Origin of the sequence: Deinococcus taeanensis (assembly GCF_020229735.1) — a bacterium.
GTDB lineage: Bacteria > Deinococcota > Deinococci > Deinococcales > Deinococcaceae > Deinococcus > Deinococcus taeanensis.
Map to the genome: position 1 here is coordinate 23,069 of NZ_CP083455.1, position 6,932 is coordinate 30,000.

6 protein-coding genes (1 of these 6 cut by a window edge) are annotated in these 6,932 nt (G+C 70.6%); 5 read left to right on the forward strand and 1 reads right to left on the reverse strand.

What is annotated here, in order from left to right:
- The first annotated feature begins 20 nt into the window (after nucleotides 1-20).
- The 5 genes from LAJ19_RS00145 (at nucleotide 21) to LAJ19_RS00165 (ending at nucleotide 6,754) form a co-directional block, all read left to right on the forward strand.
- A complete protein-coding gene (locus tag LAJ19_RS00145) occupies nucleotides 21-671 on the forward strand; it encodes a phenylacetic acid degradation protein (RefSeq protein ID WP_225476337.1) in 651 nt (216 codons plus the stop codon).
- On the forward strand, nucleotides 668-1,444 hold the full coding sequence (gene paaC / locus LAJ19_RS00150; RefSeq protein WP_225476338.1) for a 1,2-phenylacetyl-CoA epoxidase subunit PaaC: 777 nt from the start codon (nucleotides 668-670) through the stop codon (nucleotides 1,442-1,444). The genes LAJ19_RS00145 and paaC overlap by 4 nt, the downstream gene beginning before the upstream one ends.
- Before the next feature lie 4 nt (nucleotides 1,445-1,448).
- Complete coding sequence (paaD, locus tag LAJ19_RS00155; protein WP_225476339.1) at nucleotides 1,449-1,940, forward strand: 1,2-phenylacetyl-CoA epoxidase subunit PaaD; 492 nt, start codon at nucleotides 1,449-1,451, stop codon at nucleotides 1,938-1,940.
- Between the two features lie 226 nt (nucleotides 1,941-2,166).
- Nucleotides 2,167-4,260 carry a phenylacetic acid degradation bifunctional protein PaaZ gene (gene paaZ / locus LAJ19_RS00160; RefSeq protein WP_225476340.1) on the forward strand — a complete coding sequence of 698 codons (2,094 nt, stop codon included), beginning with the start codon at nucleotides 2,167-2,169 and terminating at the stop codon, nucleotides 4,258-4,260.
- A gap of 232 nt (nucleotides 4,261-4,492) precedes the next feature.
- The gene (locus tag LAJ19_RS00165) at nucleotides 4,493-6,754 is read left to right on the forward strand and encodes a DUF937 domain-containing protein (protein WP_225476341.1); all 2,262 of its coding nucleotides are present in this window, start codon (nucleotides 4,493-4,495) and stop codon (nucleotides 6,752-6,754) included.
- 16 nt (nucleotides 6,755-6,770) lie between these two features.
- On the opposite strand, the gene LAJ19_RS00170 is transcribed toward LAJ19_RS00165, so the two are convergent.
- On the reverse strand, nucleotides 6,771-6,932 hold the 3' portion of the coding sequence (locus tag LAJ19_RS00170) for a phosphodiester glycosidase family protein (protein WP_225476342.1). It continues 570 nt past the right edge of the window; 162 of the gene's 732 nt are visible here — the last part of the coding sequence; its start codon lies beyond the right edge, outside the window — the gene reads right to left on this strand; the stop codon is at nucleotides 6,771-6,773.

The window sequence follows — 6,932 nt, forward strand, 5'->3', positions numbered from 1 at the left end:
CCTCTCCTCAAGGAACAGTCATGACCCAACCTCATTCCACCGATACCCAGTGGCCCCGCTGGGAGGTCTTCAAGCAGGACGCCCCGAACCGCCCCCACCAGGCGGTCGGCAGTGTGCACGCCGGCGACGCCCGGCACGCCCTGGTGACCGCCCGGAACGTGTTCGTGCGCCGCCCCGCCGCCGTGAGCCTCTGGTGCGTGCTTGAAACGGACCTCCTGACCGCCACCCCCGAAGAACTCAGCCGGACGCCCACGCTGCTCGACACGCCCGGTGAGGGGGGCCTGTACCACGTGGGCCTGAAACGCACGAACAAACGCAGCATGACCTTCGTGGACCTCAGCGGCACCGTGCACGCGGCCGGTCCCGGCGACGCCCTGCGGCAGGCCAGCACGCTGCACCCGGACGTTCTCGCCTGGATGGTCTTCCCGGACGCTGCGGCCGTCCGCACCGACGAGGACCCCGGCACCGTCGAGAGCTGGTTCGCTCCGGCGAAAGACAAAACGTACAAGCAGCAGCAGTACTACGGCGTGATCGGCCGGCATGTCGGCGAACTGAAACGCGCTGGCCTGATGCCCGGGCGCGCCGCTGGCACGGACGACACCGGCACGGGCGACACCGACATGGGCGACACCGGCAGCCGCACGCCCAGAACCAGCGAGGACCACGCATGACCACCGCCCTGACCCTCACGGCCGCCCACACGCAGGCCCTGATCCGCCGCCTCACGGCCCTCGCCGACGACGAGATCCTGATCGCTCACCGGGGCGGCGAATGGACCGGGCACGCCCCCATCCTGGAAGAGGACATCGCCCTGGCGAACATCGCGCAGGACGAACTCGGCCACGCCGGCCTGTACCTGGGCCTGCGCGCCGAACTGGACGGCAGTGACCCCGACCGCCTCGCGTTCTTCCGGACGGCCGACGAGTACACGAACACCCGCCTCACGGAACTTCCCAGAGGGGACTGGGCCTTCACGATGATCCGGCAGTTCCTGTACGACACCTTCGAGGCCCTGTGGCTCGAAGCCGCCACCCGCAGCACGTACGCCCCTCTGGCCGCCATCGCCGCCAAAGCCGTGCGTGAGGAGAAATTTCACGTGCAGCACACCGCCCTGTGGGCCGAGCGCCTCGCGCTGGGCACCCCGGAGAGCGAACGTCGCACCCGGGCGGCCCTGAACGACCTCTGGCCGTACGCGGCGCAGCTGTTCCAGCCGGTCGACGGTGAGGAGGCGCTCGTCGCGGCGGGCGTCCTGCCTGACCTGTCCGCCGTGCGCGCCCGCTGGACCGACCTCGTGACCGCCCACCTGAGTGGCACGTGCGGTCTCACCCTGCCCGGCACGCCCGCCGACCCCGCCCCCCGCAGCGTACACACCGGGCACCTCGCGCCGCTGCTTGCCGAAATGCAGAGCGTCGCGCGGGCCCACCCGGACGCGGAGCTCTGGTAGCCCGGTGACCGCCGCCCTCACCCCCGGCGCGGTCTGGCAGGCCCTGGCGCGCGTGCCCGACCCGGAGATTCCCGTGGTCAGCATCACCGACATGGGCATGGTGCGGGACGTGCAGGTCCAGGGTGACCGGGTCAGCGTGACGTTCACCCCCACCTTCAGCGGCTGCCCCGCGCTGCACGTGATCCGTGCCAGCATCGAGCAGGCGGTGCGCGACCTGGGCGTGCAGGACGTGACTGTGCACAGCACCCTCACGCCCCCCTGGACCACCGACTGGATCAACGAGGACGCCCGCGACCGCCTGCGCGAGTACGGCATCGCGCCGCCCGCGCCGACCGGCGACGGGCCGCTGATTCAGCTGGTGGCGGAACCCACCCGCTGCCCCCGCTGCGGCTCGCTGAATGTCCGCATGACCGGCAGTTTCGGCTCCACGCTCTGCAAACGCCTGTACGTCTGTGACAGCTGCCGCGAGCCGTTCGAAGGCTTCAAAAGCGTGTGACCGGCCGGGCCGCGCCGCCAGAAGGTCCGCGGGCGCACCCTCCGGGCCGCGTGACGGCTGGCCCAGAGGTCCGTTTCAAGCGTTCACGCTGGCCTGGGAGCGCCACGTGGTCCGGCCGCTGACCCTCCACTCCGCCCGGTCTGTGGGCCAACAGCGGGGGTGCCACGGTGCGCCCTGCGCTGCGCAACCCCCATCCACTCCTTTCCTCCACGAATGAGGTTCATCCATGACTGTCTCCACTGAACTCCTGCGCCCCGCGTCCTACGTGTACGGCACCTGGCACGCCAACCCGGACGGTCAGACCCTGCTGGACGCCGTGTACGGCCGCCCGGTCGCCGTGATCTCCTCTGAAGGCGTGGATTTCGCCCAGGCGCTGGCCTACGGACGTGAGCGGGGCGCCGCGCTGCGCCGCACGACCTTCCATGAGCGGGCCCGGATGCTCAAGGCGCTGGGGGCCTACCTGATGGACCGCAAGGAAACCTATTACGCCCTGAGCGCCCTGACCGGCGCGACCCGCCGGGATTCCTGGGTGGACATCGAGGGCGGGATCGGCACACTGTTCAGCTACGCCAGCATGGCCCGGCGTGACCTGCCGGACGAACGCTTCTGGCCGGACGGCCGCCTGGAACGCCTGGGCCGCGAGGGCACCTTCGTGGGGCGTCACCTGCTGGTGCCGCGCGAGGGCGTGGCCGTGCAGATCAACGCTTTTAACTTTCCCGTGTGGGGCATGCTGGAGAAACTGGCGCCGTCATTCATTGCGGGCATGCCCAGCCTCGTGAAGCCCGCGCCGCAGACGGCGTACCTGACCGAGCGCGTGGTGCGGGACATCATCACCTCGGGGCTGCTGCCCGAGGGCGCGCTGCAACTCGTGACCGGCGAACCGGGGACACTCCTCGACCACCTGGAGGAGCAGGACGTGGTGGCTTTCACCGGTTCGGCCGCCACAGCGGCGAAGTTGCGGGTGCATCCGAACCTCGTGGCGCGGAACGTGCCGTTCAACACCGAGGCGGACAGCCTGAATGCGTCCGTGCTGGGCCTCAGCGTCCGCCCGGAGGACCCGGAGTTCGCTCTGTTCGTGCGCGAGGTCGCCCGTGAGATGACCGGGAAGGCCGGGCAGAAGTGCACCGCGATCCGCCGTGCCCTGGTGCCGTCATCTCTGGTAGAAGCCGTCACGGACGCCCTGCGACGTGAGCTGGCGAAGGTCACGCTGGGCGACCCGGCGCGTGACGACGTGCGTATGGGCGCCCTGGTCAGCGTGGAGCAGCGCGGGCGGGTGCAGGAGACCCTGCGGCAGCTGCAGACCGAGGCGCGCGTGGTCATCAGCGGTGAGGCAACCCTGCTGGGCGGTGACCGCGAGAAGGGCGCGTTCCTGGACCCCACGGTCCTGCTCTGCGAGTCCCCCCTGAGCGCCAGGGGACCTCACGAGCTGGAGGCGTTCGGGCCGGTGGCGACGCTGCTGCCGTACGACTCCCTGGACGACGCTGTGCACCTCACGAAACTGGGAAGGGGGTCCCTGGCAGGCAGTATCGTCACGCACGACCGGAACGAGGCGACGGAACTGGTTCTGGGCATGGCAAGCACGCACGGCCGCCTGCTGGTCCTGAACCGCGACAACGCCAGGGAGAACACCGGGCACGGTTCACCGCTGCCTCAGCTGAACCACGGCGGGCCGGGCCGCGCGGGCGGCGGGTCGGAACTGGGCGGGCTCTCGGCAGTGCGCCACCACATGAACCGCGTGGCGGTGCAGGCCGACCCGACCACCCTCATGGCCGTCACCCGGGAATTCGTCCCGGGCGCACAGGTGACGGAGGATGTGGTGCACCCCTTCCGGAAGTCCTTCGACGAGATTCAGGTGGGCGACAGTCTGCTCACGCACCGCCGCACGGTGACCGAGGCGGACATCGTGAACTTCGCGGGCCTCACCGGAGATCACTTCTACGCGCACGTGGATGAAATCGGCGCCCGGGACGGAATTTTCGGCAGACGGGTCGCCCACGGGTACTTCCTGATCTCGGCGGCGGCCGGGCAGTTCGTGTCGCCTGCGCCGGGGCCGGTTCTGGCGAACTACGGCCTGGAGAACCTGCGCTTCATTGAGCCGGTGGGTATCGGCGACACGATCCGCACGCGTCTGACCTGCAAACGCAGGATTCGTAAGGACCTGCGGCCCGGCGAGACCCGCCCGACCGGCGTGGTCGAGTGGCGCAGTGAGATCACCAATCAGGACGGCGTGCTGGTCGCCACGTACGACATCCTGACGCTGGTAGAGCGTGCCCGGGACGCCTTCGACCCCCCCCTCGAGGCCGGGGCCGCCCAGGCCTGAGCCCCACAGCGCCGCAGGACCGGCCGGGGCATCCCCCGGCCGGTCCCATGCGGCAGGGTTCCCGGACGCTGCCGCATGGCACGTCAAGGAACCGTGAATCTGCCGTGCCTGACGGTCCCGGCCACACTGGTGTTACGGTGGCAGCCAAACGGTGGGCGTGCTGGACCGTGAGCGGTCAGGTGTGGCGGCGGGTGCCCACGCCGGGACAGGGGCCGCCTTGCAGGAGGAAAGCATGAACTTCACGCAACTGTTGCGGTCCTTCTTCACCCCGGAGGCCTGTGCTCACCTGGGCCGCGCCGCAGGACTGGACAGCCTGGCCGCGCCGCAGGCCCTGGCTGAGACCCTCCCCCTGCTGCTTGAGGCCCTGGCGGATCAGGCGGGCACGCCGTCAGGCGCCCACGTGGCCGGGGCGATCGCCAGTCTGCCTGCGTTCGAGAGCGTCGCGGCGGCCCTGAATGAACCCGGCAGCGCGGTAAACCTCCGCGAGGCGGGGACGCTGCTCGCCCCGGCGCTGCTGGGTGACCGGATGAACCACCTGACGGCCGACGTGGCGCAGCAGGCCGGGGTGACGCCCCCAGTGGCGGCCGACCTGCTGCACCTGACCCTGCCGCTCCTGCTCAGTCTGCTGGGCCGGCGTGGCGTGACCACCGACAACGTCGGCGCCGTTCTGGAAGAGCTGCGGGGGCTGACGCTGCCCCCCACAGCCACGGAAACGGCGGTCATGGTGCCGGGCCTGGACGCCGCGCCCACGCCGGAACTGCTGCCGTGGCTGCGGTCGCGGTTCAGTGGGCCGGACGCCGCGCTGATCGGCCTGGCCTCTGGATTCCCGGCCTCACAGGCCAGCCGGGCCACCGAGGCGGCCGTGCCGGTCCTGCTGCGCGCCATGGTGCAGCACGCCCGCATGGCTGGGGGCGCCCAGGAGCTGCTGAGCAGCAGTCACACCTTCCAGGACCTGACAGGCGACGACAGCCGCGTGAACTTGGCCTTCATCCGGGACCCGGCGGAAGCCGCGCGGATCGAAGGGCAGGGGCGGGGCCTGCTGGGCACGCTGTTCAGTTCCCTGGAGGCCGTGACAGGCCGGCTGGGGTCTGCCCTGGGAACCAGTGGGGCCAACGCCGGGCGGCTGCTGGCGGTCGTGGCCCCCCTGCTGCTGGGGGCGCTGGGCACACGAGCCCGCGCCGCGCACCTGAGTGCCGAGGGGTTCCGTGACCTGCTCGGCACCCTGGACGGTCACCTGGGGGCGTTGCTGCCCGCCAGGCTGGGAGACCTCCTGGCACTGCTGAAGGCGCCGGGTGGTCCGGTGGCCGCGGTTCCCACGCCCGCCGCGCCTCCAGTGGACCCCGAAGCAATGGACTGGGAGGCCGTCCTGCCGGGCGAGGTGCCCGAGCCGGTCCCGACTGCCAGACCCGCGCGGCGCGGGGCTTTCCTATGGGCGCTGATCCCTGTGTTGCTGCTGCTGCTGGGAGGGTACTGGTGGGTGAACCGCCAGGCCCCGTCAGCTCCGGTCGTGAATTCGGCTGCTCCCGCGCCGGGCCTGACCGTCGCCGCGCCGCCCGCCGGCGCGACGCTGCCCGCCCGGTCTTTCCCCATGAGCGGTACTGGTCCGGCCGGCATAGCCCTGACGGTGCAGGACGAAAGCGGAGAGGTGGGCGCCACCACGGTGAGTGAGAACAGCACCTGGACGCTGGAGGTGCCTTCACCCTCCGCTGGCACACACACGTACATCGTGAGCGCAGGGGAGGACCGCGCGGCCCTCACGGTGACCATTGCCGGAGAGGCGGGCAGCGCCTCAGACGACGGGGCGGCTCCAGAGGAGAGGGCGGTGGGCGCTCCGGCCGACACGGGCGAGCCCTTCACGGGGGTAACCGACAGTTCGGCTCCGGCAGCGGCTGGAGGCCCAACGAACACTGGAGTTCCTCAGGCAGACGCCCTCGGGACCGGCCCCATCACGGCAGTGTTTACTGTGGCCGCGCCGACCTCCGGGGCAAGTCTTCCAGCAGGTGGATTTACCTTGCGGGGCAGCGGGCCAGTCGGGCAGACGGCCGAACTCTTTGAGGATGACACAAGCCTCGGACGGCTCAGCGTCGGTGCAGACGGCCTCTGGACCTTCAACGTGCCCAGTCCCGCGGCAGGGCGGCACACCTACCGCATCCGGGACGCTGCCGGGACAGGGATGGGGCAGGTGCAGCTGAAGGTCTCTGCCTCAGGCGCACGAACAGCGAACTGCACCGAACCCTACACGCTCAGCATCACGAACGGCCAGACCGTCAGTGAGCCGTTCCGGTTCGGCGGAGCCGGGGAGGGACAGGGCTACACGGTGACGGTCCGGCGCGGAACGAGGGTGGTTGGTACGCGGGATGTTCCGCTGGATTCCACCTGTGGCTGGAGTTACCAGAGCCGGCCGGGCCCCGGCGCCATCACGTATGAGGTGCGTCCCCTCGGTGGCCGCGCGGCAACTCCCCTCAGCACCGTCAATCTCCGCGTTTCGGATTAAGCCAGCTGGTGGAGCGTCACCTGCGGCGGGTGACGCTCCAGATGCCGGCAAACTCTGCGAGCTGGGTACTGCGGTCCGCTGTGGCGTAGGCGCTGATGCTTCCGTCCAGGTACAGGGCGTCCGGGCAGCGCAGGGTGTCCCGGAAGAGCACGGCGAACGTGTGGAAGTTGACGGGCCC

What these genes read in the sequence shown, in the direction of transcription:
- paaC (WP_225476338.1), top strand. Translation starts at nt 668, where the DNA reads ATGACCACCGCCCTGACCCTCACGGCCGCCCACACGCAGGCCCTGATC.
- LAJ19_RS00165 (WP_225476341.1), top strand. Translation starts at nt 4,493, where the DNA reads ATGAACTTCACGCAACTGTTGCGGTCCTTCTTCACCCCGGAGGCCTGT.
- paaZ (WP_225476340.1), top strand. Translation starts at nt 2,167, where the DNA reads ATGACTGTCTCCACTGAACTCCTGCGCCCCGCGTCCTACGTGTACGGC.
- LAJ19_RS00145 (WP_225476337.1), top strand. Translation starts at nt 21, where the DNA reads ATGACCCAACCTCATTCCACCGATACCCAGTGGCCCCGCTGGGAGGTC.